Origin of the sequence: Streptomyces marincola, from assembly GCF_020410765.1 — a bacterium.
Lineage (GTDB): Bacteria > Actinomycetota > Actinomycetes > Streptomycetales > Streptomycetaceae > Streptomyces > Streptomyces marincola.
In genome coordinates, this window is record NZ_CP084541.1 from 925,001 (window position 1) to 951,413 (window position 26,413).

General features: G+C 73.3%; 30 protein-coding genes. 13 read left to right on the top strand and 17 right to left on the bottom strand.

Annotated features, from left to right (window positions below):
- Positions 1–303: 303 nt before the first annotated feature.
- A complete protein-coding gene (locus LC193_RS03915; RefSeq protein WP_226071595.1) occupies positions 304–972 on the bottom strand; it encodes a DNA-3-methyladenine glycosylase in 669 nt (222 codons plus the stop codon).
- An 18-nt stretch (positions 973–990) separates the two neighbouring features.
- On the bottom strand, positions 991–1,425 hold the full coding sequence (locus LC193_RS03920) for a barstar family protein (protein WP_226071596.1): 435 nt from the start codon (positions 1,423–1,425) through the stop codon (positions 991–993).
- An 86-nt stretch (positions 1,426–1,511) separates the two neighbouring features.
- Between LC193_RS03920 and LC193_RS03925 the strand changes: the two genes are divergently transcribed.
- The gene (locus tag LC193_RS03925; protein WP_226071598.1) at positions 1,512–2,051 is read left to right on the top strand and encodes a YbhB/YbcL family Raf kinase inhibitor-like protein; all 540 of its coding nucleotides are present in this window, start codon (positions 1,512–1,514) and stop codon (positions 2,049–2,051) included.
- Between the two features lie 169 nt (positions 2,052–2,220).
- Positions 2,221–2,739, top strand: coding sequence for an HNH endonuclease (locus LC193_RS03930; RefSeq protein ID WP_226071599.1), 519 nt, complete (start codon positions 2,221–2,223; stop codon positions 2,737–2,739).
- A gap of 85 nt (positions 2,740–2,824) precedes the next feature.
- Here the strand turns inward: LC193_RS03930 and LC193_RS03935 are convergent, their stop codons facing one another.
- The 3 genes from LC193_RS03935 to LC193_RS03945 form a co-directional block, all read right to left on the bottom strand.
- Positions 2,825–3,784: an SPFH domain-containing protein gene (locus LC193_RS03935; RefSeq protein WP_226071600.1), complete on the bottom strand. Its 960-nt coding sequence runs from the start codon at positions 3,782–3,784 to the stop codon at positions 2,825–2,827.
- Positions 3,785–3,848: 64 nt separating this feature from the next.
- Entirely contained in the window at positions 3,849–4,271 is a 423-nt protein-coding gene (locus LC193_RS03940; RefSeq protein ID WP_226071601.1) for an NfeD family protein, read from the bottom strand.
- A gap of 55 nt (positions 4,272–4,326) precedes the next feature.
- Positions 4,327–5,118 carry an ABC transporter ATP-binding protein gene (locus LC193_RS03945; RefSeq protein WP_226071602.1) on the bottom strand — a complete coding sequence of 264 codons (792 nt, stop codon included), beginning with the start codon at positions 5,116–5,118 and terminating at the stop codon, positions 4,327–4,329.
- A 108-nt stretch (positions 5,119–5,226) separates the two neighbouring features.
- On the opposite strand from LC193_RS03945, the gene LC193_RS03950 reads away from it, so the two are divergent.
- Positions 5,227–6,033 (top strand): hypothetical protein, encoded by an 807-nt coding sequence (locus LC193_RS03950; RefSeq protein ID WP_226071604.1) that lies wholly within the window; start codon positions 5,227–5,229, stop codon positions 6,031–6,033.
- A gap of 166 nt (positions 6,034–6,199) precedes the next feature.
- On the opposite strand, the gene LC193_RS03955 is transcribed toward LC193_RS03950, so the two are convergent.
- The 5 genes from LC193_RS03955 to LC193_RS03975 all read right to left on the bottom strand — a co-directional run bounded on the left by LC193_RS03955 (position 6,200) and on the right by LC193_RS03975 (position 11,426).
- On the bottom strand, positions 6,200–6,439 hold the full coding sequence (locus LC193_RS03955; protein WP_226071605.1) for a chaplin family protein: 240 nt from the start codon (positions 6,437–6,439) through the stop codon (positions 6,200–6,202).
- A gap of 151 nt (positions 6,440–6,590) precedes the next feature.
- The gene (locus LC193_RS03960) at positions 6,591–6,830 is read right to left on the bottom strand and encodes a chaplin (RefSeq protein WP_226071606.1); all 240 of its coding nucleotides are present in this window, start codon (positions 6,828–6,830) and stop codon (positions 6,591–6,593) included.
- Between the two features lie 170 nt (positions 6,831–7,000).
- Positions 7,001–7,642 (bottom strand): response regulator, encoded by a 642-nt coding sequence (locus LC193_RS03965; protein WP_226071608.1) that lies wholly within the window; start codon positions 7,640–7,642, stop codon positions 7,001–7,003.
- On the bottom strand, positions 7,635–8,783 hold the full coding sequence (locus LC193_RS03970; protein ID WP_226071609.1) for a GAF domain-containing sensor histidine kinase: 1,149 nt from the start codon (positions 8,781–8,783) through the stop codon (positions 7,635–7,637). The genes LC193_RS03965 and LC193_RS03970 overlap by 8 nt, the downstream gene beginning before the upstream one ends.
- Positions 8,784–8,954: 171 nt before the next feature.
- Positions 8,955–11,426, bottom strand: a complete 2,472-nt coding sequence (locus LC193_RS03975; protein ID WP_226071614.1) for an FHA domain-containing protein — start codon at positions 11,424–11,426, stop codon at positions 8,955–8,957.
- A gap of 232 nt (positions 11,427–11,658) precedes the next feature.
- Between LC193_RS03975 and serB the strand changes: the two genes are divergently transcribed.
- Positions 11,659–12,885: a phosphoserine phosphatase SerB gene (gene serB / locus LC193_RS03980; RefSeq protein ID WP_226071615.1), complete on the top strand. Its 1,227-nt coding sequence runs from the start codon at positions 11,659–11,661 to the stop codon at positions 12,883–12,885.
- A 102-nt stretch (positions 12,886–12,987) separates the two neighbouring features.
- On the opposite strand, the gene LC193_RS03985 is transcribed toward serB, so the two are convergent.
- From LC193_RS03985 to LC193_RS03995, 4 genes are all read right to left on the bottom strand, one after another.
- On the bottom strand, positions 12,988–13,506 hold the full coding sequence (locus LC193_RS03985) for a SixA phosphatase family protein (protein ID WP_226071617.1): 519 nt from the start codon (positions 13,504–13,506) through the stop codon (positions 12,988–12,990).
- Between the two features lie 88 nt (positions 13,507–13,594).
- The gene (locus LC193_RS03990) at positions 13,595–13,786 is read right to left on the bottom strand and encodes a hypothetical protein (RefSeq protein WP_226071618.1); all 192 of its coding nucleotides are present in this window, start codon (positions 13,784–13,786) and stop codon (positions 13,595–13,597) included.
- 184 nt (positions 13,787–13,970) lie between these two features.
- Positions 13,971–14,087, bottom strand: coding sequence for an SGM_5486 family transporter-associated protein (locus tag LC193_RS28910; protein ID WP_264086253.1), 117 nt, complete (start codon positions 14,085–14,087; stop codon positions 13,971–13,973).
- 16 nt (positions 14,088–14,103) lie between these two features.
- Positions 14,104–15,411 (bottom strand): CynX/NimT family MFS transporter, encoded by a 1,308-nt coding sequence (locus tag LC193_RS03995; RefSeq protein ID WP_226071619.1) that lies wholly within the window; start codon positions 15,409–15,411, stop codon positions 14,104–14,106.
- Between the two features lie 66 nt (positions 15,412–15,477).
- On the opposite strand from LC193_RS03995, the gene LC193_RS04000 reads away from it, so the two are divergent.
- A complete protein-coding gene (locus tag LC193_RS04000; protein ID WP_226071620.1) occupies positions 15,478–16,164 on the top strand; it encodes a FadR/GntR family transcriptional regulator in 687 nt (228 codons plus the stop codon).
- A 100-nt stretch (positions 16,165–16,264) separates the two neighbouring features.
- Here the strand turns inward: LC193_RS04000 and fabI are convergent, their stop codons facing one another.
- The gene (gene fabI / locus LC193_RS04005; RefSeq protein WP_226071622.1) at positions 16,265–17,044 is read right to left on the bottom strand and encodes an enoyl-ACP reductase FabI; all 780 of its coding nucleotides are present in this window, start codon (positions 17,042–17,044) and stop codon (positions 16,265–16,267) included.
- Between the two features lie 2 nt (positions 17,045–17,046).
- Entirely contained in the window at positions 17,047–17,766 is a 720-nt protein-coding gene (gene fabG / locus LC193_RS04010) for a 3-oxoacyl-[acyl-carrier-protein] reductase (protein ID WP_226071623.1), read from the bottom strand.
- A gap of 255 nt (positions 17,767–18,021) precedes the next feature.
- Between fabG and LC193_RS04015 the strand changes: the two genes are divergently transcribed.
- The 4 genes from LC193_RS04015 (at position 18,022) to LC193_RS04030 (ending at position 21,799) form a co-directional block, all read left to right on the top strand.
- On the top strand, positions 18,022–19,545 hold the full coding sequence (locus tag LC193_RS04015) for a TldD/PmbA family protein (protein ID WP_226071624.1): 1,524 nt from the start codon (positions 18,022–18,024) through the stop codon (positions 19,543–19,545).
- Positions 19,542–20,951, top strand: a complete 1,410-nt coding sequence (locus tag LC193_RS04020) for a metallopeptidase TldD-related protein (protein ID WP_226071626.1) — start codon at positions 19,542–19,544, stop codon at positions 20,949–20,951. Before LC193_RS04015 ends, LC193_RS04020 begins: the two co-directional genes overlap by 4 nt.
- A 74-nt stretch (positions 20,952–21,025) precedes the next feature.
- Positions 21,026–21,361, top strand: coding sequence for a DUF3099 domain-containing protein (locus LC193_RS04025; protein ID WP_226071628.1), 336 nt, complete (start codon positions 21,026–21,028; stop codon positions 21,359–21,361).
- Positions 21,362–21,565: 204 nt separating this feature from the next.
- Positions 21,566–21,799, top strand: a complete 234-nt coding sequence (locus LC193_RS04030) for a hypothetical protein (RefSeq protein ID WP_404819344.1) — start codon at positions 21,566–21,568, stop codon at positions 21,797–21,799.
- Here LC193_RS04030 and moaA read toward each other — a convergent pair.
- On the bottom strand, positions 21,782–22,765 hold the full coding sequence (moaA, locus tag LC193_RS04035; RefSeq protein ID WP_226071630.1) for a GTP 3',8-cyclase MoaA: 984 nt from the start codon (positions 22,763–22,765) through the stop codon (positions 21,782–21,784). The genes LC193_RS04030 and moaA overlap by 18 nt on opposite strands.
- A 122-nt stretch (positions 22,766–22,887) precedes the next feature.
- Here moaA and LC193_RS04040 point away from each other — a divergent pair, with 122 nt between their 5' ends.
- From LC193_RS04040 to LC193_RS04055, 4 genes are all read left to right on the top strand, one after another.
- Positions 22,888–23,898 carry a DEDDh family exonuclease gene (locus LC193_RS04040; RefSeq protein WP_226071631.1) on the top strand — a complete coding sequence of 337 codons (1,011 nt, stop codon included), beginning with the start codon at positions 22,888–22,890 and terminating at the stop codon, positions 23,896–23,898.
- Between the two features lie 25 nt (positions 23,899–23,923).
- A complete protein-coding gene (locus tag LC193_RS04045) occupies positions 23,924–24,763 on the top strand; it encodes an SURF1 family cytochrome oxidase biogenesis protein (RefSeq protein WP_226071633.1) in 840 nt (279 codons plus the stop codon).
- 264 nt (positions 24,764–25,027) lie between these two features.
- On the top strand, positions 25,028–25,516 hold the full coding sequence (locus tag LC193_RS04050) for a hypothetical protein (RefSeq protein WP_226071634.1): 489 nt from the start codon (positions 25,028–25,030) through the stop codon (positions 25,514–25,516).
- Positions 25,498–26,364 (top strand): alpha/beta fold hydrolase, encoded by an 867-nt coding sequence (locus tag LC193_RS04055; protein WP_086161263.1) that lies wholly within the window; start codon positions 25,498–25,500, stop codon positions 26,362–26,364. The genes LC193_RS04050 and LC193_RS04055 overlap by 19 nt, the downstream gene beginning before the upstream one ends.
- Positions 26,365–26,413 lie beyond the last annotated feature (49 nt).

A 26,413-nucleotide genomic window follows, 5' to 3' on the forward strand; every position in this document is an offset into this window, starting at 1 on the left:
CATGAACTGCTTGTCTTGCCTCAAAAAAACTGGCGTTGACTTTTGGTGCGCTGTTGAGTTCTCAAGGAACGGACGCTTCCTTCGAATCCCTCTCAGGACCCTCCGGGCGCTTCCCTTCGCTGTGTCCACTACGTTAGCCGACTTCCTGGCTATTTCCTAATCCGTGCCCGTCGGATTGTTTTCGGGGAACCGAAAACGCCCCTGCGGGGGAAGTCAGTGCTTGTCGTGGTCCGCCCTGGAGCCGTCCCAGCCTGCCTGTGGCAGCTGGTGTACCGGCCTCCGTCTTGGGCGACTCGACCAACATTACGACCCGTCCTGTGACGCGTCAAGTCGCGCCGCCCGCCGCCGGGGCTTGTGGGCCCGGTACGGACTCACCGTGGGGTCGTCGGTGATCCAGAACCGCCACGGCTGCGTGGCCCCCTCGCCCCCGACCCCCGTGCGCGGACCGCTGCTGATCCGCCCGCGCGGCACCGGCGTTCCCCGCAGGACGCGCAGCGCGGCTCCCGCCGCGCCGCCGCACACGTCCGTGCCGTCCATGCCCAGGTCCACGTCGAGCGCGGTCGCGAGGCGGGCAGGACCCCGCGCCAGCTCCGCGTCGCCGCGGGACCTGGGCCGGCGGCGCCTCGCGAGTTCCACGCCGGAGACGACCTCCGCGGCCCGCAGGAGCACCCCGCTCGCGTGCCCGGCCGGTCCGCAGACCAGGTTGACGCAGTGCCACATGCCGTAGGTGAAGTAGACGTAGGAGTGGCCCGGCGGGCCGTACATCGTCGCGTTGCGCCGGGTGCGCCCCCGGTAGGCGTGCGAGCCGGGATCCACTTCCCCGGCGTACGCCTCGACCTCGGTCAGGCGCAGGACGATCTCCCCCTCGGGCAGGACGCGGACCAGCGTGCGACCGAGCAGATCGGGGGCGACGTCCAGGACGGGCCGGTCGAAGAAGCCCCGGGGCAGCGGTTCGTTCGGATCGGTTGTCATTCCTCCCCCTGGGGACGGTCATCCTTCGAGCAGCACGGACATCGGGGTCGGGCGGGACCGCCAGTGGACCACGCTCTCCTCGACGATAAGTCCCGCGGTCGCCGCGACGTCGGGTGCCGTCCGCTCCAGCACGCTCCAGCCGCGGGCGATGAGCAGGTACCCGCGCGGGGTGCCCCACCACGAGAGGTCGGTCAGGCAGTCGTGCAGCGCGTCCCAGTTGCGGCCGAACCAGTCCGGCAGGTCGAGGGCGTCCGCGCAGAGAGCGAGGAACGAACGCTTGTCCACCGCTTCCCCCGCCGGCAGGACCGCCACGTGCCAGCCGGCGCGGCGCGCCGCGCGGCGGGCGCCGTCGACCGCCGAGGCGTCCGCGGACCAGCGGTGGACGCCGGGCGGGCGCGAGCCGTCGAGGACACCGGCGACCGTGTCCTGCGGTGGGCCTTCGTCGCTGACCATGTTCTCTCCCGTCTCACTAGGCTAGCGCCGGCAAGCGCTCCTCCCGGCAGACGGGAGGAGAACCCGGAACAGCAGGAGGTCTCGTCATGTCCGAGCCGCGGCGGCGTCCGCTCCCCCATGACTTCCACCCGCCGGTGGCCCCCGTCACGGTCGTCAGCGACGACGTGCCGGACGGCGGGCGGCTGAAGGACGAGCAGGTGTTCGCGGCGGGCAACACCTCGCCGCACCTGCGCTGGTCCGGCGCCCCCGAGGGCACCAAGAGCTACGCGGTCACCTGCTACGACCCGGACGCGCCGACCGGAAGCGGGTTCTGGCACTGGGTGGTCTTCAACATCCCGTCCGACGTCTCGGAGCTCCCGGCCGGCGCGGGCAGCGGCGAGAAGCCGGGCCTGCCGGCCGGGGCCGTGCACGTGCGCAACGACTACGGCACGCGCGACTTCGGCGGCGCGGCGCCGCCGCCCGGGGACGGTCCGCACCGGTACGTCTTCACCGTGTACGCCGTGGACGCCGAGCAGTTGGGCCCGGACGGGAACGCCACTCCGGCCCAGGTCGGTTTCATGCTGCGGTTCCACGCGATCGGCCGGGGCCAGGTGATCGGCGAGTACGAGGTCCCGGCCGAGGGCTGACGCACGCGCGACGCGGGCTCGCGCCGCCCGTTGTCGCAGGTCCCGCCGTCACCTCCCGTTCGCCTCCTCTTCCCCCACCGCGCCGGGAAATTGCATTGTCCGCCCGGCAGGCCCCCGGCACAGTGGAGCCAGCCCGCCGCGGGGCGGGGCACAACGGGAGGTGGGCGGGATGCGGCAGACCCTCGTGCTGAACGCGAGCTACGAACCCTTGTCGACGGTGTCCCTGCGGCGTGCCGTGGTCCTGGTGATCCAGCACAAGGCCATCGTGGAGCAGTCCCACCCCGGGCTGCGCGTGCGTGCGGCGGCTGTCGACCTCCCGGTACCGCAGGTGATCAGGCTGCGGCGGTTCGTCAAGGTGCCGTTCCGACAACGGGCGCCGTGGTCGCGGCGCGGCGTGCTCGTGCGCGACCGGCACCGGTGCGCGTACTGCGGGCGCAGGGCCACGACGATCGATCACGTGGTGCCCAAGTCGCAGGGCGGCGGGGACACGTGGCTGAACACGGTCGCGGCGTGCGCCGAGGACAATCACAGGAAGGCCGCCAGGACGCCGGCCCAGGCGGGCATGCGCCTGCTGGCCCAGCCGTTCGAGCCCACGCCCGCGGACGCGCTGCTGCTCGCGGTCGGGGCCACCGGCGGGGACCAGCTGCCCGACTGGCTGCCGCTGCCGGGGGCCGCGGCGTCCGCGTGACAACGGCCGGGCCCCGCCCGGAACGCAACGGTGCCCGCCCCGCGGATCGCGGGGCGGGCACCGGCGTTTCGCTGACGCGTGCGCCCTACTCGATGCGCGGCTGCTCGCGGCGGGCCGGCTTGTCGAGGGCGTCGCCCGCGGACGGTCCGCCCGGGGTGCCGCCGCCGTTGGGCGCGGTGAAGCGGCTGAGGTTGCCGCCCAGCCCCTTGAGCGCCTCGCCGATCTCGCTGGGCACGATCCAGAGCTTGTTGGAGTCGCCTTCCGCGATCTTCGGCAGCATCTGGACGTACTGGTAGGAGAGCAGCTTCTGGTCGGCGTCGCCGGCGTGGATGGCCTCGAAGACCGTGCGGATCGCCTGGGCCTCGCCCTCGGCGCGCAGCGCGGCGGCCTTCGCGTCACCCTCGGCGCGGAGGATCTCGGACTGCTTGGCGCCCTCGGCCTGGAGGATCTCCGACTGGCGGACACCCTCGGCCTGGAGGATCGCGGCGCGCTTGTCGCGGTCGGCGCGCATCTGCTTCTCCATCGAGTCCTGGATGGAGGTGGGCGGCTCGATGGCCTTCAGCTCGACGCGGTTGACGCGGATGCCCCACTTGCCCGTGGCCTCGTCGAGGACGCCGCGCAGGGCGGCGTTGATCTCCTCGCGCGAGGTCAGGGTCCGTTCCAGGTCCATGCCGCCGATGATGTTCCGCAGTGTGGTGACCGTCAGCTGCTCGATGGCCTGGATGTAGTTGGAGACCTCGTAGGTGGCCGCCCGGGCGTCGGTCACCTGGTAGTAGATGACGGTGTCGATGTTCACCACGAGGTTGTCCTGGGTGATCACCGGCTGGGGCGGGAAGGGCACGACCTGCTCGCGGAGGTCGATGCGGTTGCGGATGCGGTCGATGAACGGGACGACGATGTTGAGGCCGGCGTTCAGCGTCCTGGTGTAGCGCCCGAAGCGCTCGACGATGGCGGCGCTCGCCTGCTGGATCACCTGGATGGTCTGGACGAGAGCGATGACGACCAGCACCACCAGGATGATCAGCACGATGATGATGGCGTCCATCGTGTACTCCCCCTGCGACTAGACGAGTTCGGACAATTGAATTGTCGATGTGGCGACCGGGCCATCACATCACGACGGCGGTGGCCCCGTCGATCTCGACAACGCTGACCTGGCTGCCCGGCTCGTAGGAGTCGCCCTCCCCGAGCGCCCGCGCCGACCAGACCTCCCCGGCGAGCTTGATGCGCCCGTTGCGCGCGTCGACGCGTTCGAGCACGACCGCCGACTTGCCCATGAGCGCGTCGGGACCCGATCTGAGCGCGGGCGGCTGCACGCGCGAGCGGCGCGCGATGGGCCGGACGACGGCGATCAGCGCGGTGGAGACGACGGCGAACACCACGACCTGCACGGCGACGGAGTCCGTGACGCCGGCCGCGAGGGCGCCCGCGACGGCCCCGGCGGCCAGCATGCCGAGCTCCGGCATGGCGGTCAGAACGAGAGCGATCGAGAATCCTCCGGCGGCGACGAGCCACCACACCCAGAAGTCCACCGACTCATGGTAGATCCGCGGGCACGCCACGGAACAGGCCCGCGAGCCCGCGGTGTCAGCCGAGCGGCAGCCCCTGGGCGGTCCAGCGGTCGCCCTGGCGCTCGACGACGAGGGGCAGGCCGAAGCAGTGCGAGAGCTCGGCCGAGGTGAGCACGGTGCCGATCGGGCCGGCCGCGAGCACCTTGCCCTGCCGGATGAGGAGGACGTGCGTGAAACCGGGCGGGATCTCCTCGACGTGGTGCGTCACCATCACCATCGCGGGCGCGTACGCGTCCCGGGCGAGGCGGCCGAGGCGGCGCACCAGGTCCTCGCGGCCTCCGAGGTCGAGGCCGGCGGCGGGCTCGTCGAGCAGCAGCAGCTCCGGGTCGGTCATCAGCGCGCGGGCGATCTGGGTGCGCTTGCGCTCGCCCTCGGAGAGGGTGCCGAACTTGCGGTCGAGGTAGGCGTTCATGCCCAGCCGGTCCAGGAACGCGCGGGCGCGCCGCTCGTCGACCTCGTCGTACTCCTCCTGCCAGCCCGCGGTCATGCCGTAGGCGGCCGTCAGCACGGTCTGGAGCACCGTCTGGCGGGCCGAGAGCTTGCCGGCGAGCGCGCTGCTCGCCATGCCGATGCGGGGGCGCAGGTCGAACACGTCGACGGCGCCCAGCTTCTCGCCGAGGATGCCGACGGTGCCCGAGGTGGGGAAGAGGTAGCTGGACGCGAGGTTGAGCAGGGTGGTCTTGCCCGCGCCGTTGGGCCCCAGGATGATCCAGCGCTCGCCCTCGGCGACGGACCAGGAGACCTTGTCCACCAGCGACCGGCCTTCGCGGACCACGGATACGTCCACCAGCTCCAGTACATCGCTCATGCGCGCGGTCTCTCCCCTTGCAGTCGCCGTCGGACAAAACTTACGCCACCGCTGCCGGACCCGGAGCGGCGGGAGGCTCGTTGGGTCCGCTTCCCTAAGGTAGAGGGCATGCTGGACGAACCTCGTGCGGGCCGCCTCGCTGCGTGGGGCAATGCGCTGTTCGCCGGACTTGTCTCACCGGACGAGGCCGCGACGCGCGCCGTGGGCGGCGACACCGTGCACCGCGTCATCGGTTTGCCGGATGAGGACGGGGCGGTCGGGTTGACGCTCGCGTTCGGCCGGCTGCGGGCGCTCGGCGTGGCGGGGCTGCGTGTCGCGCTGCCCGCGCCCGGGCATCCGCTGGGGCTCAGCGGCCCCGCGGAGTTCAACGCCGCGGCGATCGAGGCGGGGGAAGCGGTGATCGGCCCCGGGCCGGGGCTCGGGCTGGTTCCCGAGGTCCACCGGGCGGGGCCGGCGGGCGACGTGGTGACCGAGGTGCTGTGGCGGTGCCTGCCGGTGCGGGCGGCGCCGCCGGCCGACGTGCCCTCGCTCGGGGAGGCCGAGCGGGAGCTGGCCGAGGTGCTGCGGCAGGCGACGGAGGCGCTGACGCGGCTGGACGTGGCCGGTGCGGGGCCGATGGCGCTGGCGCGCCTTGAGGCGTACCGCGTCAGGATGGAGCAGGGGCGGCGGCTGCTCGCGCCGGGCTACCCGCCGCGAGCGGTGCGCGTGCTGGAGTTCGCGCAGCGGGTCGGTGCCCTGGTGGAGATCGCGGACGAGAGCGCGGAGGACGAACGGCTCGCGCACGGGGCCGCGGTCAGCGCCGCGCAGATCGGGGAGCGGGACCGGGTGCTGCGCACGGTGGAGCGGGCCGCGCGGCGGGCCAGGGTGGCCGCCTACAACGCGTACGCCGAGGAGCTGGAGCGGCAGCGGGACTGAGGGCGGGCGGGGCCGTACCCGCGGGTCGGGCCGGTGACGCGGAGGTGCCCCCGGCCGCGGCCGGGAGGGCGGCGGTCCGGGGGCGCCTGAGGGGCGCTGACGCGCGCGGGCGGGGCGAGCCCTGACGTCCGGCAGCGCGTCGCTTCCCCGGCCGGTGGCCGTTCGTTCAGCCGACGACGCCGACGTTGCCCCAGGTGGGGTTGAGGAGGCCGACGACGTTCACCGAGTTGCCGACGACCGTGACCGGAAGGTTCACGGGGATCTGCACGATGTTGCCCGAGGCGACCCCGGGCGAGGCCACGGCCTGGGCGCCCGCGTCGGCGGCTGCGGCGGCGGTGCCGGCGGCCGTGCCGGCCACGGTACCCGCGGTGACCAGGACGAGGGCGGCCCGCTTGGCAGTGTTCATGATTGGTCCTCCTGGACGTTGCTGTGCCACGCCCGCCGGTGACGAGGGCGCACGCTGCACAACGCGCGGGCCGAACGCGCGGCACGGGCGTGCTGCCCGTTACGCACGTTCGGCCCAGTGTCCCGTGGGGACGGCGGTGGCCTGTGCCGTCTCAGCCGACGAAGGAGGCGTTGCCGAACACCGGGTTGAGGACACCGATGACGTTCACGGAGTTGCCGTTGACGGTCACCGGGAGGTTCACCGGCACCTCGACGACGTTGCCGGAGGCGACGCCCGGCGAGTTGAGGGCGGTGCCCACGGCGCCGGAGTGGGCGGAGGCCGCGCCCGCACCGGCGGCGGCGATCCCGCCGGCCATCAGAGTGACAGCGGCGGCCTTCTTCAGGTTCTTCACTTGCCAGACCTTCCTTGCACGGTGCCGCGGTCGTTCGCCGCGGCGTGCCCTGGACAACGGTCGGCCGCCCGGGGGGTTACGCCGATCGGGTTACATCCACCCGACGGTATGAATGTGGGCCGGGAAGGCAACCCGCGTTTGGTGTCCGGCGGTCGAGTGGGGTAACGGGGTCAGTCGGAGATTCCGTGCCGCACCGCCCACAGCGCGGCCTGGGTGCGGTCCGCCAGGTCCAGCTTCATAAGGATGTTCGACACATGGGTCTTCACGGTTTTCTCGGAGAGCACCAGGGCGCGGGCGATCTCGCGGTTGGAGCGCCCCCGCGCGATCAGGGCGAGCACTTCGCGCTCCCGGTCGGTCAGGGAGCCGGCCCGGCCCCCGGCGCCTCCGGACTCGTCCTGCGCGAGGAGGGCGTCGGCCACCTCGGACTGGAGCAGCACGTGGCCGGCGTGCACGGAGCGGATCGCGCCGGCCAGCGCGTCGGGGTCGATGTCCTTGTGCACGTAGCCCGCGGCGCCCGCCCGCAGCGCGGGCACGACGGTGCGGCGCTCGGTGAAGCTGGTCACGATCAGCACCCGGGCGGGGTTGCCGAGGTCCGCAAGACGCCGCAGCGCCTCGACGCCGTCGGTGCCCGGCATCTTCACGTCCATGAGGATGACGTCGGGCCGCAGGTCCTCGGCCAGGGCGACCCCTTCGGTGCCGTCGGCCGCCTCTCCGACGACCTCGATGTCGTCCTGCACTTCGAGGAACGTGCGCAGGCCGCGGCGGACGACCTGGTGGTCGTCCACGAGCATGACTCTGATGGCGTCAGCCACCGGGGACCTCCATCTCGATGACGGTGCCTCTTCCAGGCGCCGATTCCACGGTGAGGGTGCCGCCGACGGCGGCGGCCCGGTCCCGCATGGAGACCAGGCCGAGGTGCCGGCCCGCGGCGCGCACGGCCGACGGGTCGAAACCGGAGCCGTCGTCGGCGATGCGCAGGACGGTGTGCAGCCCGCGCCGGAGCAGGACGACTTCGACGTGCCGGGGAGCCGCGTGCCGCAGCGCGTTGTGCAGTGCCTCCTGGGACACGCGCAGCAGAGCCTCCTCGTGCGCGGCGGGGAGGGCGCGGGTGTCGCGGCAGTCGAACGTGACGCGCGCGGGGTGGGCCCGGTCGAGCACCTGGACCTGGGCGCGCAGGGTGGCCACGAGTCCGTCCTCGTCGAGGGCCGCGGGGCGGAGTTCGACGACGGCCGCGCGCAGTTCGTCCGCGGCCTCCGCGGCGAGGGCGGCGACCTGCCGCAGTTCGCTGCGGGCGCGTGCGGGGTCGCGGTCGACGAGGGTGGCCGCGGCCTGCGCGGTGAGACGAAGGGAGAACAGTTTCTGGGACACGGCGTCGTGCAGTTCGTGGGCGAGCCTGGCGCGCTCGTCGGCGATGGTCAGCTCGCGGCTGCGTTCGTAGAGCCGCGCGTTGGTGAGGGCGATGGCGGCGTGCTCGGCGAGGAGGCGGAGCAGTTCCTCGTCCTCGGCGGTGAAGGCGCACACTCCCGGTGTGCGGCGGCCGGGAGGGCAGCGCTTGTTGGCGAGGAAGAGGGCGCCGAGGATGTCCTCGCCGTCCGCGATGGGCATGCCGAGGAAGTCGGACATCTCGGGGTGGGCGGCCGGCCAGCCTTCGAAGCGGGCGTCGAGGCGGACGTCCGCGAGCCGGACCGGGGTCCCGTCCTGGAGCATGGCGGCGAGGATGCCGTGCTGGCGCGGCAGGGGGCCGATGGCCTTCCACTGCCGGTCGCTGATGCCCGCCACGAAGAACTGCGCGAAGCCGCCGTTGCCGTCCGGGATGCCGAGGGCCGCGTAGCGGGCGCCGAGGAGGTCACGTGCGGAGGCCACGATGGTCTGGAGGACGTCGCGCACCGCGAGGGTGCGGTTCATGGCGAGCAGGGCGGCACTCACTGCGGCCAGTCCGGTTCTGGGGCCCATGGGAAGACCGTAGCCCGCGGGGGGCGGGGGCCGGATCGGCCCGCGGTGGGTGACGGGTGCGGCCGTGGGACTACGACCTGGGGCGGAGGCGCGGGCCGGGCCGGTGGGGCGCGCCCGGGGACGCGGCGGCGGGCGCCCGCTGCCGGGCGCCCGCCGGGTGGTCCGCAGGGGCTACTTGCGCATGACCTCGGGCTCGTGCCGCCTGAGGAACTTCATGACCAGGTAGCCGCAGACGACGCCGATGACGATCAGCATCGACACGTCGAGCAGCCAGTAGCCGGCCTCGGGTTTCCAGATGGGGTCGGGGTCGGGTTCCGCGGTGGGCGAGGCGGTCAGGACGTTGAGGTCCACGGTGGTACCGGTGCCGGCGAGGGCCCAGCGGGAGGGCATGAGCCAGGCCAGCTGCTCGACGCCGAGGCTGCCGTGCACCTGGAAGAGGGAGCCGGTGAAGACGAGTTGCACCACGGAGATCATGACCAGGAGCGGCATGGTCATCTCGGAGGTGCGCACGAGAGCGGAGATGACCAGGCCGATCATCATGGAGGTGCAGCCGAGCACCATGAGCACCAGCGTCATCTCCAGGGCGGGCGCGCTCGTGAACAGCACGCCCTCCTCGGGCATCTCCCGGGGCAGGAAGCCGATCAGGCTGAGGATGGCGCCCTGGATGACGGTGACGGTGCCGAGGACGAAGACCTTTGACATCAGGTAGGCGGACCGGGAGAGTCCCACGGCGCGTTCGCGCTCGTAGATGACGCGTTCCTTGATGAGTTCCCTGACGGCGTTGGCCGCGCCGGTGAAGCACATGCCGACGACGAGGATGAGGAGGATGATGCTGGCGTCGCCGTTGCGCCCGCCGTTCTCCGCCGTGCCGTAGCCGAGGCCGTCCTCGGCCGGGACGAACGTGCTCACGATCCCGAGGACGATGGGCAGGGCGAGGGTGAGGCCGAGGAAGCCCTTGTCGGCCATGATGACCGCGGCGTAGCGGCGCATGAGGGTGAGCACCTGGGAGCCCCAGCTCTGCGCCTTCTGCTGGACGGCCATCGGCTGGAAGGCGGTCGCCTGCGGCTGCACCGCGTCGAGGTCGGCCGCGTACATCTGGTAGTGCTGCGAGCCGCGCCACCGGCCCATCCAGTCGTAGTCGCGGTAGTTCTCGAAGGCGGAGAAGACGTCGGCCCAGGTCTCGTAGCCGAAGAAGTTCAGTGCCTCGTCCGGCGGGCCGAAGTAGGCGACGCCGCCGCCCGGGGCCATGACCAGGACGCGGTCGCACAGCCCGAGCTCGGCGACGGAGTGGGTGACGACCAGGACGGTGCGCCCGTCGTCCGCCAGGCCGCGCAGCAGCTGCATGACGTCGCGGTCCATCCCCGGGTCGAGCCCCGATGTGGGCTCGTCGAGGAAGATCAGGGACGGCTTGGTGAGGAGTTCGAGCGCGACGGACACGCGCTTGCGCTGGCCGCCGGACAGGGAGGATATGCGCTTGTCCGCGTGGTGGCTGAGCTTCAGCTCGGCCAGGACCTCCTCGACGCGGGCGTCGCGCTCGGCGTCGGCGACGTCGCCGGGGAAGCGCAGTTTGGCGGCCAGCCGCAGGGCCTGGCGCACCTGGAGCGCCGTGTGCAGGATGTCGTCCTGGGGGACGAGCCCGATGCGGTGGCGCAGCTCCGCGAAGTGGGTGTACAGGTTCCTGTGGTCGTACAGGACTTCGCCGTAGGTGGCCGGCCGGTAGCCGGTCAGGGCCCGCAGCAGCGTGGATTTCCCCGAGCCCGACGGTCCGATGACGCCGACGAGGGATTTCTCGGGAACGCCGAAGGAGACGTCGTTCAGGATGGTGGTCCGGCCGTTGTTGACCTGCACCGTCAGGTGGCGGGCGGAGAAGGAGACCTCGCCGGTGTCGATGTATTCCTGGAGCTGGTTGCCGACGAGCCGGAACGTGGAGTGGCCGATACCGACGGTGTCGCTGTGCCCGAGGTCGCGGCGGCCGTTCTTCGGCAGCTGCTGGCCGTTGACGTAGGTGCCGTTGTGGCTGCCGAGGTCGTGGATCTCGAAGCGGCCGTCGGGGTGCGCGAGGAACTCGGCGTGGAAGCGCGAGACCTGGAGGTCGGAGACGACCAGCTCGTTCTCCAGCGCACGGCCGATCCGGGTCACCTGGCCGATGGCGAGTTGGTGGAGGCTGGTGGCGCCGCGGTCGCCGCCCGTGTTCCCACCGGCCTGCCGGTGCCGCGGCGGCGGCTGGTGGGGCGGCTGGTGCGCGGCGGGCTGCTGGGGTGCCATGGCGGGCGGCTGCCCGGCCATGATGGTGGCCCGGGCGTCGAACGCGTCGAACGAGGGGCTGTGCTGCTGCTGGTGGGGGACCCGCGCGGCACCGGAGAAGCTCAGCCGGGGGCCGTCCGTGGGGTTGCCGAGGTGGACGGTCGTCCCCGGGCCGAGAACGGCGTGCTGCACGCGCTGCCCCTGGAGGTACGTGCCGTTCGTGCTGCCGTGGTCCTCCATGAGCCAGCCCTGGCCGTCCCACCGGACGGTGGCGTGCCGCCAGGAGACACGCGAGTCCTGGAGCACGAGGTCCCCCTGCGGGTCCCGGCCGAGCCGATAGGACCGGGTGGGATCCAACGTCCAGGTCTGTCCGTTCAATTCGAGTACGAGTTCCGGCACTCCAAGCCCCACAAAGTTGTCCCCCGAATAGATCTCCGCCGGAGATCTAGGGAATGGTTGACCGTCGTGCGGGGAACTATTCCAGGCTCGGGCCCGCGACGGGAACCCGCCCCCCGGATGTCACCGAGCTGGTACAGAGCGTCAGTGGGCCCGTGACGTTCATCTCCGTGCCGTGTCCGGGGACCGGACGGGTCATGGGGCCGCCGCGCGGACCCGATACCGTGGAAGCACCATGACCCGTGTACATGAGGCCGGGGCGGCAGGCCCTGACGCCGCCCCCACGCTGCTGGTGAAGATCTTCGGCAGGGACCGGCCCGGTCTGACCGCCGGGCTGCTGCGGACCCTCGCGGGCTTCGGGGTGGACCTCGTCGACCTCGAACAGGTGGTCACCCGCGGGCGGATCACGCTGTGCGCCCTGGTGACGTCGCCGGCCAAGGCGACGGGTTCCGAGGGCGAGCTGCGCGCCACCGTGCACACGTGGGCCGAGACGGTGGGGCTCCAGGCCGAGATCATCTCGGGGACGGGCGACAACCCGGCGCGCGGGGTGGGCCGCTCCCACGTCACCGTGCTCGGCAGCCCCCTGACGGCCGAGGCCACGGCGGCGATCGCCGCCCGGATAACGGCGGCGGGCGGCAACATCGACCGGATCAACCGGCTCGCCAAGTATCCCGTGACGGCCGTCGAGTTCGACGTCTCCGGCGTCCCCACCGAGCCGCTGCGCACCGAGCTGGCCACCGAGGCGGCGGCCCGGTCGGTCGACGTGGCGGTGGTGGCCTCGGGGCTCCAGCGGCGCGCGCCGCGCCTGGTGGTCATGGACGTGGACTCCACCCTGATCCAGGACGAGGTGATCGAGCTCTTCGCGGCGCACGCGGGGTGCGAGGAGCAGGTCGCCGCCGTGACGGCGGCGGCGATGCGCGGGGAGCTGGACTTCGAGGAGTCGCTGCACGCGCGGGTCGCGCTGCTCGCCGGGCTCGACGCGTCGGTGGTGGACAAGGTGCGCGCGGAGGTCAGGCTGACCCCCGGGGCGCGGACCCTGATCAGGACGCTGAAACGTCTCGGCTGCCGCGTCGGCGTCGTCTCCGGCGGCTTCACCCAGGTCACCGACGCGCTGCGGGACCACCTCGGGCTCGACTTCGCCGCCGCCAACACGCTGGAGATCGTGGACGGCAGGCTGACCGGCCGCGTGACCGGGCCGATCGTGGACCGGCCGGCCAAGGCGCGGCTGCTGCGGGGCTTCGCGGCCAGCGCGGGCGTGCCGCTGTCGCGGACGGTGGCGATCGGGGACGGGGCGAACGACCTCGACATGCTGAACGCGGCCGGTCTCGGTGTCGCGTTCAACGCCAAGCCGATGGTCAGGGAGGCGGCGCACACCGCCGTGTCCGTGCCGTTCCTCGACACCGTGCTGTACCTGCTCGGCATCACGCGCGAAGAGGTCGAGGCGGCCGACGCCCAGGGCTGAGCGCCGGGCCACGGGCCCCGGCGGCGCGGGTGCCGTGCCCGGCGAACGGCCGGGGCGGCCGGGCGGCGGGGAGCCGCCGGTCCGCGGCGCCGCCCGGTCGGGTCAGTCGTGCGGGCTCCAGAACGCGACGAGGCGTGCCGCGCCGTGCTCGGCGGACTTCCAGTCGCCGGTCAGCGAGAGGACGGCGATCGAGGAGGTGGGGAAGCCGCCGCGGTTCATCCGGGCGTGCGCGTCCCCCTCCGCCTCGCCGGCCAGCGCGTCGGCGAGGGCGTGGATCGTGGGATTGTGCCCGACGAGCATGAGATCCGTGACGGCGTCGTCGGTGCCGTTGATGAGAGCGATCAGCTCGCCGAGCGACGCCTCGTAGATCCGCTCGTCGTACACGGTCCTGGGGCGCTTCGGCAGCTCGGCCGCGCACAGTTTCCATGTCTCGCGCGCGCGGACGGCCGTGGAGCAGAGGGTCAGTTCGGGGTGGACACCCGCGCCGGCGAGCCAGCGTCCGGCGACGGGTGCGTCCTTCCGGCCGCGTTCGGCGAGGGGCCGGTCGTGGTCGGACACCTGCGGCCAGTCGGCCTTGGCGTGTCGGAGAAGAACGATCCTGCGGGGAACATCGACGCTCATGTGCCCCAGCTTCGCACGAAAGGGGCCGGGGAGCGCGGGTGGTTGGCAATCCCGTGCGCCGGAACCTGCCTGGTGGGGGGCGGTGCGGTCAGGGAGTCAGCGTCGCGTGGATGCGCTCGATGACGCGGGGCACCGGCTGCCGTTCACCGGACGCCGCGGCGCCTGCGTCGCCCGCCGAGACGAGCAGCGTCAGCAGGGCGGCGAAGGCCGCGGCGGGCAGGGCGAGTGCCCACCAGCGGAGGCGGAGGTTCACGCCGGGGTGGTGCGGTCTCGGTGCCATGGCCTCGTCTCCAGCCGTCGGGTGCGGGGTATGGGACGAACGTATGCGGGCGCGGGCGCGCGGCCCATCCGGTGACCCACCCACACCCCCCTGAACCTGGCCCCCTAGGGGAGGGTGGGGCTGGCCCCACCCCCGGTGGCGGAACGCGGCACCGCGGCCGGGCCCGGCCCGGCCGCGGCCCCGTTCACGGGGAGGCCACGACGGCGATGACGGCGATGACGACGCTGATCCCGAGCATGGCGCCCAGGATGAGGAGCAGCTTCCGCTGCCCGCCTGCGGGGTTGGGGTCGAGCGCTGGCATGGGGACAGTTTCCCACTCAGTCGCCGTCCTCGACGCACCGGTCCCGCCCGGCGAACCAGCCGACGGCGCACTGCGCGACGAGCAGGGCCGCCATGAACGCGAGGGGCGCGTCCCAGCCGCCCGTGGCGTCGTTCAGCGTGCCGACGAGCAGGGGCCCTGGGACGCAGATGAGGTAGCCGGTGCTCTGCGCGAACGCGGAGAGGCGCGCGACGCCCGTGCCGGTCCTGGCCCGCATCCCGATCATGGTGAGGGCGACGGGGAAGGCGCAGTTGGCGACGCCGAGGAGCACCGCCCAGGCCCAGGCGCCGCCGGCGGGGGCCAGCCAGAGCCCCGCGTAGCCGGCCAGACCGCACCCGCCGAGGACGAGGACCAGCGGGCCCTGGTGCCGCAGCCGGGTGGCGATGCGGGGCAGCACGAAGCCGAGGGGCGCGCCGATGCCCATGATCACGGCCAGGAGGACCCCGGCGGTGCCGGCGGGGACCCCGGCGTCGCGGAAGATCTGCGGGGCCCAGCCCAGGGTGATGTAGGCGGCCGTGGCCTGGAGGCCGAAGAAGCAGGCGAGCGCCCAGGCGGTGCGGGAACGGGCCATGCGCGGGGACCGGGGCCGTTCCTGGCCCGCGCCGGCGCGCGCGACGGGCGCGGCTCTCGGCGGTGCGCTGTCGCCTGGGGGCGGGTCCGCGACGGCCGCCCGGCGGCGGGCGGGCCGCAGGACGGCGAGCCAGGGCAGCAGGGCGAGGACGGCGGTGCAGGCCCAGACGGCGAGCCCGGCGCGCCAGCTGTCGCCGAGGGCGCGGGTGAGGGGGATGGTGAGTCCCGCGGCGCCCGCGGCGCCGAGGGCGAAGGCCATGGAGTAGAGGCCGGTCAGGGAGCCGACCCGGTCGGGGAAGTAGCGCAGCACGAGCACCGGCATCAGGACGTTCCCGACGGCTATCCCCGCGAGGGCGAGCGCCGTGGTGGCGAGGAAGGGCGCGGTGGAGCCGACGAGCGCGCGCAGGCCCAGGCCCAGGACGATCGCGAGGAGTCCGCCCAGCACCACGGGGACGGGGCCGAAGCGGCGGGACAGGCGCGGCGCGGCGACGCCGAAGACCGCGAAGCACAGCGGCGGCACCGAGGTCAGGAGCCCGGCGACCGTTCCGTCCATGCCGAGGTCGAGGCGCACCTCTGCGAGGACGGGGCCGAGACCCGAGATGGCGGGGCGGAGGTTGAACGCGGTGAGGACGAGGCCGAGTGCGATCACCCAGGGGGCGGCGCGGTGGGCGCGGGGCGGCGCCGGTAGGCGCCGCTGGAGCGTGCCGGGAGTACCGTCGTTCTTCGTCAACCCCATGAAACAATATCATAGAATCATGGGATGAATGCCCTCGCCGAGGGATCCGGACAGCTCGGGAGAGATATGTCACTGACCGTGCCTCGCCGTTCCGCCCTGGCCGACCAGGTGATCACCCGGCTGCGCCGCCAGATCACCTCGGGCGACTGGCCGGTCGGCTCGCGCATTCCCACGGAACCCGAGCTGGTCGAGCAACTGGGCGTGGCCAGGAACACCGTGCGCGAGGCCATCCGCGCCCTCGCCCACAACGGGCTGCTCGACATCCGCCAGGGCTCGGGCACCTACGTGGTGGCCACCAGCGAGCTGGCCGGCGTGATGCACCGGAGGTTCGCGGACGCCGACCCGCAGGACGTGGCCGAAGTGCGCAGCACGCTGGAGGCCGCGGCGGCCCGGCTGGCCGCGCGGCACCGCACCGCGCGGGAGCTGAGTCAGTTGCGGACGCTGCTCGGACGGCGCGAGGCGGCCTGGGCCGCGGGCGCGGTGGAGCAGTTCGTCGAGGCGGACGCCACGTTCCACATGGCGGTCGTCAAGGCCTCGCACAACGAGGTGCTGACCGCGCTGTACGCGGACCTGGGCACGGTGGTGCGCACGTTCCTGCGTGGTGAGGTCGGCGACGAACTGCGGCCGGACGACCACGTGGACCACGGCAGGCTGGTCGCCGCGATCGAGGAGCAGGACGCGGAGGGGGCCGCCGCAGAGGCCGGCTCCTACGCGCTGATCTGCCGCCGGTTCGCGGTGCGGGCCGGCGGCTGAGCCTCGCCGGGCCCCGGGGGGCGTGCGGAGCGCGCCGCCCGCCCGGGGTGCCGGGCGGCGGCCGGGGGCACTCCCCCGGGCGCCGCCGCGCGGTCGGGTCTCAGGCGCCCATCATGTGCACGCCGCCGTCGACGTGGACGATCTCGCCCGTCGTCTTCGGGAACCAGTCGGAGAGCAGGGCCACCACGCCCCGGGCCGGCGGCTCCGGGTCGGTCAGGTCCCAGCCGATCGGCGCCCGGTGGTTCCAGACGTCCGCCAGCTCCTCGAAGCCGGGGATGGACTTGGCCGCCATCGACTTGACCGGGCCGGCGGCCACCAGGTTCACCCGGATGTCGCGCCCGCCCAGGTCACGGGCGAGGTAGCGCGAGGTGGCCTCAAGGGCCGCCTTGGACACGCCCATCCAGTCGTACTTGGGCCACGCGACCCGCGCGTCGAAGTCCATGCCGACGACGGAGCCGCCGCGCTGCGAGAGCAGCGGGAGCAGCGCCATCGTGAGCGACTTGAGCGAGTAGGCCGAGACCTCGACCGCGGTGGCGACCGAATCCCAGCCGGTGTTCAGGAAGTTGCCCCCCAGCGCGTCCTGCGGCGCGAACCCGATCGAGTGCACCGCGCCGTCGAGGCCGACGCCCTCGCCCAGGTGCTCGGAGACGCGGGCGGCGAGGCCGTCCAGGTGCTCCTGGTTCTGCACGTCCAGCTCGATCACCGGTGCCGGCTTGGGCAGCCGCTTGGCGATGCGCTCGACCAGGCTCAGCCGGCCGAAGCCGGTGAGCACCACCTCGGCGCCCTCCTCCTGGGCCAGCCGTGCGGTGTGGAAGGCGATGGAGGACTCGGTCAGCACCCCGGTCACCAGGACGCGCTTGCCCGCCAGAAGTCCGCTCATGTTCAGTGGCCCATGCCCAATCCGCCGTCAACGGGAATGACGGCTCCGGTGATGTACGCGGCGTCCTCCGACGCCAGGAAGCGCACCACGGCGGCGACTTCCTCGGGCCGGGCGTAACGGCCCAGCGGAACCTGCCCGACGATCTCCTCGCGCCGCTCCTCGCCGAGCGCCCTGGTCATGTCGGTGTCGACGAACCCGGGCGCGACGACGTTGCAGGTGATGTTGCGCGAGGCCAGTTCACGGGCGACGGAACGCGCGAAGCCGACGAGACCCGCCTTGGCCGCGGCGTAGTTGGCCTGTCCCGCGGAGCCGCTGAGCCCGACCACGGACGAGATGAGCACGATCCGGCCGCTGCGGGCGCGCAGCATGCCGCGCGAGGCGCGCTTGACCACCCGGAAGGTGCCCGTCAGGTTCGTCTCAAGGACGGAGGTGAAGTCGTCCTCTGACATCCTCAGGAGGAGCTGATCGCGGTTGATCGCCGCGTTGGCCACCACGACCTCGACCCGGCCGTGAACATCCTCGACCTCTTTGTATGCCTGCTCCACCTGTTCCTGATCGGTAATGTCACACTTCACGGCCAGGCAGCCGCGTTCGATCAGCTCTTTCGGGGGCTCCCCGGAGCGGTAGGTGATGGCGACCTTGTCGCCTGCGTCGGCCAGGGACCGGGCGATGGCCAGGCCGATTCCGCGGTTCCCTCCGGTGACGAGTACCGAGCGGCTCAAGGGACCACCCTCCTTCGGTTCGTGTTGCTCCGCACAAACGCTAGCCCTCCCCCCGCCCGCCGCAGGAAGCGGGGCGTGACAGGGGGACCGCCCGGCCCCTGTCGAATCCCTACAGGGACCCCCCTTCCCGCCACCGCGCCGGGACCGCGCGGGCGGCCGGGGCCGGGGGCCGCCCCGGCACGGCCCGCGGGCATGATCGTGCCAGGGCTTTCCCGCCGCCGGCCCGCGGCACCTGGCTACGGATCAGGAGACACCGTGCCGAGAACCATCGACGAGACCTTCCTCGCACTCCCCCTGCGGCAGCTCGCGGACGCCGCGCTCGCCCGCGCCAGGTCCCTCGGCGCCGACCACGCCGACTTCCGCCTCGAACGCGTCCGGAACGCCAACTGGCTGCTCAGGGACGCGAGATTGGCCGGCACGGCCGACGCGACCGACCTCGGGTACGCCGTCCGCGTCGTGCACGGCGGCAGCTGGGGGTTCGCCGCCGGCGTCGACCTGACCCCGGACGCCGCGGCCCGCGTCGCGGCCCGGGCCGTGGCGATGGCCAGGCTCTCCGCCGGGATCGCCGCGGCGGCCGGCTCCGGCGAACGCGTCGAGCTGGCGCCCGAGCCGTCCCACGGCGAGCAGACGTGGATCTCGGCCTACGAGACCAACCCGTTCGACGTCCCGGACGCGGAGAAGACCGGACGGCTCGCGGAGTGGAGCCGGCGGCTCCTGGCCGCGCCCGGCATCAGCCACGTCGACGCCCGGCTGTGGGCGGTGCAGGAGAACAAGTTCTACGCCGACACCGCGGGCACGGTCACCACCCAGCAGCGCGTGCGCCTGCTGCCCGAGCTGACCGCCGTCGCCGTGGACGGCGCGAGCGGGCGCTTCGACTCGATGCGCACCCTGGCGCCGCCCGCGGCGCGCGGCTTCGAGTACCTGACGGGCACGGGCTGGGACTGGGACGGCGAACTGGCCCGCATGCCCGAGCTGCTGGCCGGGAAAATGGCCGCGCCCCCGGTCGAGCCGGGCCGGTACGACCTGGTCATCGACCCCACGAACCTGTACCTCACGATCCACGAGTCGATCGGCCACGCCACCGAACTCGACCGCGCCCTGGGCCACGAGGCGGCGTACGCGGGCACGTCGTTCGCCACGTTCGACCGGCTCGGCTCACTGGCGTACGGGTCCGCGCTCATGAACGTCACCGCGGACAGGACCGCGGAAGGCGGCCTGGCCACCACCGGCTGGGACGACGAGGGCGTGCGCACCCAGTCCTGGGACCTGGTACGTGACGGCGTCCTCGTCGGCTACCAGATGGACCGGCGCACCGCGTGCATGACGGGCTTCGAGCGCTCCAACGGCTGCGCGTTCGCCGACTCCCCCGCGCACGTGCCGCTCCAGCGCATGGCCAACGTCTCCCTGCGGCCCGACCCGGAGGGCCCGGGCACCGACGGGCTCATCGCCGGGGTGGAGCGCGGCATCTACGTGGTGGGCAGCGGCTCGTGGTCCATCGACATGCAGCGCCACAACTTCCAGTTCACCGGGCAGCGCTTCTTCCGCATCGAGCACGGGCGCCTGGCCGGGCAGGTGCGCGACGTCGCCTACCAGGCGACGACGACGGACTTCTGGGGGTCTCTTGAGGCCCTCGGCGGTCCTGGGACCTACCTGCTCGGCGGCTCGTTCATGTGCGGCAAGGCCCAGCCCGGCCAGCTCGCCGCCGTCTCGCACGGCTGCCCCTCCGCCGTGTTCCGCGGCGTCGACATCCTCAACACCACCCAGGAGTCCGGCCGATGACCCCCCGCAGCACCGGCGCGCCGCACGAGACCGTCGAACGCGCCCTCGAACTGTCCCGGGCCGACGCCACCGTCGTCATCGCCGACGAGGAGTCCACGGCCAACCTGCGCTGGGCAGGCAACACGCTCACCACCAACGGCGAGACCCGCGGGCGCAGGATCACGGTCGTCGCGACCGTCGACGGCGGCCGGGGAACGGCGTCCGGCGTGGTCTCCCGCGGCGGCGCCACGGCCGATGACCTCGCCCCCCTGGTCCTCGCCGCCGAGGAGGCGGCGCGCCAGTCGCCGCCCGCCGAGGACGCCCGCCCCCTGGCCGGCCACCGCGCCCCGGACCCGCACTTCACGGCGCCGCCGGCCGAGACCTCATCCGCGGTGTTCGCCTCCTTCGCGCCCGCGCTCGGCGCGACGTTCGCCCGGGCCCGCGCCCGGGGCCGCGAGCTGTTCGGCTTCGCGAGCCACCGGATGGTGTCCTCCTACCTGGGCACCTCCACCGGGCTGCGGCTGCGGCACGACCAGCCGGCCGGGCACGTCGAGCTGAACGCCAAGTCGCCCGACCGCACCAGGTCCGCCTACGTGACCGTGCCGACCGACGACTTCTCCGACGTGGACCCGGCCGCCCTGGACGCCGGCCTCGCCACCAGGCTCGGCTGGGCGGAGCGGCGCGTCGACCTGCCGCCGGGCCGCTACGAGACGCTGCTCCCGCCCGGCTCCGTCGCGGACCTGGTGGTCTACCTGCACTGGGCGTCCGACGCGGGCCGGGCACACCAGGGGCGCACGGTGTTCAGTGGCCGCGACGGCGGCACCCGGGCCGGCGAGCGGCTCGCGGGCCTGCCGCTGACCCTGTGGAGCGACCCGGCCGCGCCGGGTGTCGCCGGCTGCCCGTTCGTCCTCGCGCGGGCCTCGACCGACTCGCTGACCCCGGCCGTGTCGGTGTTCGACAACGGCCTGCCGCACGCCCGCACCGACTGGATCGCCGACGGCGTGCTGCGCCGGCTGCCGACCACCCGCCACACCGCGGAGCTGACCGGGCTGCCGCACGCGCCGTTCGGCGACAACCTGCTGCTGGACGCGGGCGGCACCGGCGGCATCGAGGACCTCGTCGCCCGCACCCGGCGCGGACTGCTGGTGACGTCCCTGTGGTACATCCGCGAGGTGGACCCGATGACGCTGCTGCTGACGGGTCTGACCAGGGACGGCGTGTATCTCGTGGAGAACGGCGAGGTGACCGGCGCGGTGAACAACTTCCGCTTCAACGAGTCCCCGCTCGACGCGCTCGGCCGGGCCTCCGAGGCGGGCGCCCGGCGGCGCTGCCGTTCCCGCGAGTGGGGCGAGTACTTCCCCCGCACGGCGATGCCGGCGCTGCGCGTGCCCGAGTTCCACATGAGTTCGGTCAGCCCCGGCGTGTAGGGAGACCCCGGACGTCCCGGCCGGCCCGCCGCACGGGCCGCGCCGGGGCTACCCTGGTCGCGGGTGGTGAGACGATGCGAAGGCGACAGCGCAAGACCGACACGACGGTCTTCCGGATCACCCAGGCCCGCAGGGGCCTGGAGGAGGACGTCCGGGACCGGCAGCGGCGCTACATCATCTCGATGCTGGTGCGGACCCTCGCGGTGGTCCTCACGATCACGCTGTGGAACGTGAACCGGCCGTTCGCGGTCGTGGCGCTGGTCCTGGGCACGCTGCTGCCGTACATCGCGGTCGTGATCGCGAACGCGGGCCGCGAGAACGTGCCGTCGCTGCCGTCGGCCTTCGTCGGCGGCGAGCCGCGGCCCGCGCTGCCGCCGCCGGGAGGCGGAGACCTGCACAACCGGAGCTGAGCCCTCCGGAGCCGCGCGGTCGCCGGATTCCCCCCTCAATTGAACCGATCCCCTGCGCTCTTCGGGGCAATGCATGTCATACTTCTAGGGCGCTCCGTATCCCCCGTCGGAGCGACACCGACGCCGGGCGGCTCCCCCCGTGGCTGCCCGGCGTCGCCTTCTGTGTGTCCGCGGTGCGAATGTTGAGGGTGTTGGATGGATTCCGTGCCGACCGCATCCGCGTCCGACGTGGTGATCTGCTCGGCCAAGGGCTGCCGCGCTCCCGCCGTCTGGGTCCTCGCCTGGAACAACCCGAAGCTGCACACTCCCGAACGCCGCAAGACGTGGGTCGCCTGCGACGAGCACCGGGAGCACCTGTCGCGCTTCCTCGACCTCCGGGGCTTCCTCAAGGACGTGGTGGCGCTCGCCGAGTGGGAGCGGTCAGCCGCCGATCGCTGACATCGGGCGCTGCGGCTGGACGAACGAGGGGTCGTCCAGACCTGATCCGGCCTTCTTCCCCCACATCGCGGTCCGCCACCGCTCCGCCAGCTCCGCGTCGTCCGCTCCGGAGCGCAGGGCGCCGCGCAGGTCCGACTCCTCCCGCGCGAACAGGCACGTGCGCACCTGCCCGTCGGCGGTCAGCCGGGTGCGGTCGCAGGTCCGGCAGAAGGGCCGGGTGACGGAGGCGATGACGCCGACCCGGTGCGGGCCGCCGTCCACCAGCCAGCGTTCCGCCGGCGCGGAGCCGCGCTCCTCCTCGGGCGTGAGGGTGAAACGGGTGCGCAGCGACTCCAGGATGTCGCCTGCCGTGACCATGTCGGAACGGCGCCAGCCGTGTTGGGCGTCCAGCGGCATCTGCTCGATGAAACGCAGTTCGTAGCCGTGCTCGACCGCCCAGGCCAGCAGGTCGGGCGCCTCCGTTTCGTTGAGCCCCGGCATCAGCACCGAGTTGACCTTCACCGGGTCGAGTCCCGCGGCCTTGGCGGCGGCCAGGCCGCGCAGCACGTCGCCGTGCCGCCGGCGCCGGGTGATGCGCGCGAACACCTCGGGGTCGGTGGTGTCGAGCGACACGTTCACCCGGTCGAGGCCGGCGGCGCGGAGGGCGACGGCCATGCGTTCGAGGCCGATGCCGTTCGTCGTCAGGGACAGCCTGGGCCGGGGGCGCAGGCCGGCGCAGCGCTCGACGATGGAGACCAGGCCGGGGCGCAGCAGCGGTTCCCCGCCGGTGAACCTGACCTCGGTCACGCCCAGCCGTGTGACGGCGATGTCCACCAGCCGGACGATCTCGTCGTCGGTCAGCAACTCCGGCTTGGCGAGCCAGGACAGGCCCTCCTCCGGCATGCAGTACGTGCAGCGCAGGTTGCACCGGTCGGTCAGCGAGACCCGGAGGTCCGTCGCGATTCGCCCGTAGGTGTCGAGCAGCATGCTTCGCAGCGTACGTCACGCCAGGGACATACGTACGGCCCGCGCCCGCGCACGTCCGACGCGGCCTCAACTCCCCGCGCCCCCGGGGCCCCTGTCGGTACCGGCCCGTATCCTCAGTGACCATGCTCGAAGACCACCAGGCAGCAGCGGACCTCTCCCCCGCCCGGGTTCCCGCCCCGCGGCCCGCCGACGGGCCGTGGCCCGCGGAGTATCCCGACGGGTACGCCGTGGTGGACGTCGAGACCACGGGTCTCGGGCGCGCGGACCGGATCGTGTCGGCGGCCGTCTACCGGCTCACGGCCAGGGGCGAGGTGGAGGACCACTGGTACACGCTGGTCGATCCGCAGCGCGACCCGGGACCGAGCTGGCTGCACGGGATCACGGCGGACATGCTGGCCGGGGCGCCCCTGTTCGCCGATGTCGCCGGGGAGTTCGCCGAACGGCTCGCGGGGCGCGTGCTCGTCGCCCACAACGCGGTGTTCGACTGGAACATGATCGCCCGCGAGTACGCGAGGGCCGGACGCACGCCTCCCGTCGAGCAGCGGTTGTGCACGATCCTGCTGTCCAAGGCGCTGGCGCTGCCGCTCGGCAACCACAAGCTGGAGACGCTGGCCGCCTATTACGGCGTGGAGCAGCGGCGGGCGCACCACGCGCTCGACGACGCCCGGGTCCTGGCGGAGGCGTTCCGGCCGAGCCTGCACCACGCGGCCGGGCGGGGCCTGCCCCTGCCGCTGCACGTCTGCCGGCCGCTGACCGCGTGGACGGACCAGGGCGGGCGGACCCCGGCGGGGTCCGGGCGCTCCTGGCGGACCGGCCGCCGCGGCGGGCCGCGCAGGACCTGCCCGTGGCCCAACCCCGGCCGGTACGAGGCGGGCGGCCGGCTGGTGCAGGGCATGCGGGTGGCGTTCTCCGGGGACACCTCCATCGAGCGCGAGCTGCTGGAGGACCGGGCGTTCGAGGCGGGCCTGCACGTGGCCTCCGCCGTCTCCCGGCTGACCAGCCTGCTCGTCACCAACGACCCGGACGCCACCACGTCCAAGGTGGTGAACGCGCGGGCCTACGGGACGCCGATCCTGGACGAGGCGGCCTTCACGCACCTGCTGCGGGACGTGGACCCGGCGCCGGGCGGCTGACCCCGTTCGGGTACCGTCGAGTGCTGTGTACCGCTTTCTGCTGTCCCGGCAGTGGGTGATCCTCACCCTCGTCGCGCTGCTGATGGTGCCCGCCTTCACGTGGCTCGGGTTCTGGCAGCTCAACCGGCACGAGCAGCGTGTCGAGCGCAACGACCTGATAGCCGCGAGCCTCGCGGCGCCCGCGGTGCCCATGACCGACCTCTCGTCGGCGGGCGGGGCCGTGGATCCGGACGACCGGTACCGGCCGGTGACGGCGACGGGCGTGTACGACCCGGGCCACGAGGTCGTGGTGCGGCACCGCGAGAACGACGACGGCGCCATGGGCTACTACGTGCTGACGCCGCTGGTGCGGGCGGACGGCTCGGCGGTCATGGTCAACCGCGGCTGGGTCGCGGCGGGCCGCGAGGTGACCCGCGTGCCCGAGGTCGCCGCGCCGCCCGGTGGCGAGGTCACGGTGACCGGCCGGCTGATGGCCGACGAGTCGACGGGCAGCACCGGCATCAGGGAGCGGTCCGGCCTGCCCGACGGCATGGTCATGATGATCAGCAGCCAAGAGCGGGCGGACGCCATGGGCGTTCCCGTGCTGGGCGGCTATCTGGAGCTGACCGCGACCGACCCCGAGCCCGCCGACGGCGAGGCGCAGCCGGCGCCGCTGCCGGAACCCGACCACACGGGCATCGGGGCGCACTTCGCGTACGCGGTGCAGTGGTGGCTGTTCGCCGCGGGGGTCCCGGTGGGCTGGGTGCTGCTGCTGCGGCGCGAGGTCCAGGACCAGCGGCGGGCCGACGCGAAGGCGGCGGCGGGCGGCGGGGACGGCGCGGGCGGGCCCGCGCGGGAACCCGCCGCGGCGGCCGGCGCCTCCTGAAGCCCCCTCGTCGCCCTGCGCCCTTCCTGAGCCCTCCGTGCCCGCCGGGCGTCGCCGCCCGGCGGGCGCTTTCGCGGTCCCCCGCCGCCCGCGCGTCCCGCCGGCTCGTCAGGCCGGACGCGCGGGGAGACGGGCATGCGCCGGGAGTGGTCGCGGCTCCGCTCCCGGGCGACAACGCCGGACGTCGTCGGCCCATGCCTCCGTGCACCGCCCCGCACACCACTACTTGACACCCGATAGCAAGTACTTGCTATCTTTCGTCAAGTGACGACCACGGAAGATCACGCCGAACTGGTGGCCGATTTGGTCAGGGTGCTGGAGACACGGATTCTCGACCCGCTGGAGATCCTGCTGGCCTCCGACGCGCTTCTCGAACCCGTCAGGGCACGGCTGCGCGTCGAAGCCGAGGTCTGGGCCGCCCAGCTGCTCGGCGCCGACCGGAAGCGGGCCACCGCGACCGCGGCTCGCCTCATCGGCGCGCTTTTCCCTGGCGACGCGCCCTTCGACCCGCCCGCCTCGTGGTGGCGCACCGCACTGGGACGGGCCGTGGCGCGCGCCACCGGCCACCCATCGGCGGCGGCCGTGTCGTACTCCACGGCGGGGGCGATACTCGGAATCACCCGGCAAGGCGTTCACGACCTGGTCAAACGCGGCAAGCTTGCCAGGGACTCCGGCGGCGGCGTCACGACATCCTCCATCCGCGACCGACTCAACCGCCCCCAGGAGAGCATCCCGTGCCACCCCAAGAAGTGATCATCGATGATCGTCCGGTGCGTCTGGCCGTCCGCGACCACGGCGGCAGCGGCTCTCCCGTGCTGCTGCTCCACGGCCTGGGCGGCACCCTCCTGCACTGGGACGCCGTCGCGCCGCGGCTGACCGGCGCACACCGGGTGGTCTCCATGGACCTGCGCGGTCACGGGCTGTCCGGCGACGGGCCGTGGGAGTGGGAGGCGGTCCTCGACGACGTGCGGGCGGTCATCGACCACGTCGGCCTGGACGCTCCCGTGCTGGTCGGCCACTCCCTCGGCGGCATGGTCGCGGTGCGTTGGGCACTGCGCCACCCGGACGGCCCCGGCATCGTCAACCTCGACGGCCTGCGTTCGGCCGAGACCGCGCCACGGCACTACGCGGGCATCGAGCCGGGCGAGCTGACCGGGCTGCTGGCCGAGCTGAAGGCGCTCTTCGACGCCCAGGCCGAGATGATGGCCCGGCCGCTGCCCGAGGCCCAGGCCGCGATGCTTCCCGAACGGGCGCTGCGCACCACCGCCGAGGGCGTGTACGCGCGGCCGGACGCCGCGCTGGCCAGGCAGATCAGGTACGACCCGTACTTCCAGGACAGCGTCGAGGCGGTGGCCGACATCCGTTGCCCCGCCCTGTTCGTCCTGGCCACCGAGAACCTTCCCGGCCTGCCGGGCCGCGTCGGCGATCTCATGCCGGCGCTGCGCGCCGGAATCCGCCGCGACCTGCTGCCCCTCGTCGCCGATCGGCCGCACCTGCGCGTGCTCGAACTGCCGGCCAGTCACCACATGGTCGCCGAACTGCCCGAGCGGGTCGCCCGGGCCGTGCTGGAACTGACGGACCCGGTCAGCGACGCCCGGTGACTTCTCCCGGGGCCCGCTGGGTCCTGCCCGGCCGGAGGCCAGGACGAAG

What these genes read in the sequence shown, in the direction of transcription:
- LC193_RS03915 (WP_226071595.1), bottom strand. Translation starts at nt 972, where the DNA reads ATGACAACCGATCCGAACGAACCGCTGCCCCGGGGCTTCTTCGACCGG.
- LC193_RS03920 (WP_226071596.1), bottom strand. Translation starts at nt 1,425, where the DNA reads ATGGTCAGCGACGAAGGCCCACCGCAGGACACGGTCGCCGGTGTCCTC.
- LC193_RS03925 (WP_226071598.1), top strand. Translation starts at nt 1,512, where the DNA reads ATGTCCGAGCCGCGGCGGCGTCCGCTCCCCCATGACTTCCACCCGCCG.
- LC193_RS03930 (WP_226071599.1), top strand. Translation starts at nt 2,221, where the DNA reads ATGCGGCAGACCCTCGTGCTGAACGCGAGCTACGAACCCTTGTCGACG.
- LC193_RS03935 (WP_226071600.1), bottom strand. Translation starts at nt 3,784, where the DNA reads ATGGACGCCATCATCATCGTGCTGATCATCCTGGTGGTGCTGGTCGTC.
- LC193_RS03945 (WP_226071602.1), bottom strand. Translation starts at nt 5,118, where the DNA reads ATGAGCGATGTACTGGAGCTGGTGGACGTATCCGTGGTCCGCGAAGGC.
- LC193_RS03950 (WP_226071604.1), top strand. Translation starts at nt 5,227, where the DNA reads ATGCTGGACGAACCTCGTGCGGGCCGCCTCGCTGCGTGGGGCAATGCG.
- LC193_RS03955 (WP_226071605.1), bottom strand. Translation starts at nt 6,439, where the DNA reads ATGAACACTGCCAAGCGGGCCGCCCTCGTCCTGGTCACCGCGGGTACC.
- LC193_RS03970 (WP_226071609.1), bottom strand. Translation starts at nt 8,783, where the DNA reads ATGGGCCCCAGAACCGGACTGGCCGCAGTGAGTGCCGCCCTGCTCGCC.
- serB (WP_226071615.1), top strand. Translation starts at nt 11,659, where the DNA reads ATGACCCGTGTACATGAGGCCGGGGCGGCAGGCCCTGACGCCGCCCCC.
- LC193_RS03985 (WP_226071617.1), bottom strand. Translation starts at nt 13,506, where the DNA reads ATGAGCGTCGATGTTCCCCGCAGGATCGTTCTTCTCCGACACGCCAAG.
- LC193_RS03990 (WP_226071618.1), bottom strand. Translation starts at nt 13,786, where the DNA reads ATGGCACCGAGACCGCACCACCCCGGCGTGAACCTCCGCCTCCGCTGG.
- LC193_RS28910 (WP_264086253.1), bottom strand. Translation starts at nt 14,087, where the DNA reads ATGCCAGCGCTCGACCCCAACCCCGCAGGCGGGCAGCGGAAGCTGCTC.
- LC193_RS03995 (WP_226071619.1), bottom strand. Translation starts at nt 15,411, where the DNA reads ATGGGGTTGACGAAGAACGACGGTACTCCCGGCACGCTCCAGCGGCGC.
- LC193_RS04000 (WP_226071620.1), top strand. Translation starts at nt 15,478, where the DNA reads ATGTCACTGACCGTGCCTCGCCGTTCCGCCCTGGCCGACCAGGTGATC.
- fabI (WP_226071622.1), bottom strand. Translation starts at nt 17,044, where the DNA reads ATGAGCGGACTTCTGGCGGGCAAGCGCGTCCTGGTGACCGGGGTGCTG.
- LC193_RS04020 (WP_226071626.1), top strand. Translation starts at nt 19,542, where the DNA reads ATGACCCCCCGCAGCACCGGCGCGCCGCACGAGACCGTCGAACGCGCC.
- LC193_RS04025 (WP_226071628.1), top strand. Translation starts at nt 21,026, where the DNA reads ATGCGAAGGCGACAGCGCAAGACCGACACGACGGTCTTCCGGATCACC.
- moaA (WP_226071630.1), bottom strand. Translation starts at nt 22,765, where the DNA reads ATGCTGCTCGACACCTACGGGCGAATCGCGACGGACCTCCGGGTCTCG.
- LC193_RS04040 (WP_226071631.1), top strand. Translation starts at nt 22,888, where the DNA reads ATGCTCGAAGACCACCAGGCAGCAGCGGACCTCTCCCCCGCCCGGGTT.